Genomic DNA, 994 nt, shown 5'->3' with positions numbered 1-994 from the left:
ATGTGGTTTGTGTGTGTTCGTGTGTGTTGTTGAGTAGCCGACGACGCCCGAGGTGTACTCGTGCCCCTGCTTCGGCAGCGGCAGATGTGTATAGGAGACGGGCCTGCAGCGGCGCCGCGCCCTCGTCGACGGGACCCGCGCGTCCGGCGCCGGGGGCGTGCCGGCGGGCGTTGGTGAGGGCCTCCTGCGCGATCCGGTAGGCGGCCAGTTCCAGGCCGGGGTCCAGGGCGGCGACGTCCCCGCGGACGATCAGCCGCGCCCCGCCGGCGCCGGACGCGCGGGTCTCGTCGACGAGGTCGAGGAGCTGCTGCAGGCCGGGCTGCGGCCGGCGGGTCGGCTCGGCGCCGGCGTCCTCGCGCAGGACGCCGAGGAGGCGGCGCATCTCGGTGAGCGCGGTCCGGGCGGTGTCGCCGATGGCCAGCAGCCGCTCGGCGCCCTCGGCGGGCATGCCGGGGACGGCGAGCCGCGCCGTCTCGGCCTGCACGGAGATCATCGAGATGTGGTGGGCGACGACGTCGTGCAGTTCGCGGGCGATGCGGGCCCGCTCGCCGCGCGCGGTGTGCTCCAGGAGGATGCTCTCGAACGCGCGGCGGGACGCGTCGAGCGCGGCGGCCCGGGCGCGCCGCCGCTGGATCCGCCGCCGCGCCAGCTCCGCCCAGACGATGACCAGCGCGGCGAGGGCGGCGACGGCGGCCCCGCCGTGCAGGACGCACGCGGCGGTCGCGGCGGCCGTGATGGTGGCGGCCGCGCCGGTGATCCGGTCCCGGGCCAGGACGAGCGGGAGCGTGGCGCACACGTCCACCACGATCGCCAGCGACAGCACGACGCCGGAGCCGTGCGTGCGGTAGGCGGCCTCGGCGACGCCGGCCGCGGCGAGGCAGGCGCCCGCCACCGGCCACCGCGACCGCCCGTCGATCTTCCCCACGGACGCCATTGTGGCGCGGCCGGCGCCCCGGCGGCGTCCCTCCCGCGACGCTGTCCCTTATACACACCT

At 77.0% G+C, this 994-nt stretch carries 1 protein-coding gene; it reads right to left on the bottom strand.

The window, feature by feature from the left end; genetic code table 11:
- On the bottom strand, positions 1 to 925 hold a 925-nt coding region (locus HUX53_RS42790), incomplete at its 3' end, for a histidine kinase (RefSeq protein WP_309237583.1).
- Positions 926 to 994: the final 69 nt, after the last annotated feature.

The organism is Actinomadura sp. BRA 177 (assembly GCF_013372625.1).
In the GTDB taxonomy this organism is placed as follows: domain Bacteria; phylum Actinomycetota; class Actinomycetes; order Streptosporangiales; family Streptosporangiaceae; genus Spirillospora.
The sequence above is the reverse complement of the archived record's forward strand: the minus strand, read 5'-3'. Positions and strand labels throughout refer to the sequence as shown.